At 30.7% G+C, this 241-nt stretch carries 1 pseudogene; it reads left to right on the forward strand.

What is annotated here, in order from left to right:
• Positions 1 to 241, forward strand: a pseudogene (locus SH09_RS13680) (hypothetical protein); the annotation flags it as partial.

Consider the following 241-nt stretch of genomic DNA (forward strand, 5'->3'; position numbering starts at 1 on the left):
CGGATTATCTTTTACTAAAACAGTTATATCAAAAATAGTATCAAGTAGTCTTTCTGAAGAAGAAGTTGCTTCTGGAATGAGTTTGCTAAATTTCACAAGTTTTTTATCAGAGGGAACAGGAATAGCAATTGTAGGAGGTTTATTGTCACTACAATTGATTAATCGTAAACTAGTTCTGGAATTTATAAATTATTCTTCTGGAGTGTATAGTAATATTCTTGTAGCCATGGCTATCCTTATT

The sequence above is a fragment of the Staphylococcus gallinarum genome (genome assembly GCF_000875895.1).
In the GTDB taxonomy this organism is placed as follows: Bacteria; Bacillota; Bacilli; order Staphylococcales; family Staphylococcaceae; genus Staphylococcus; species Staphylococcus gallinarum.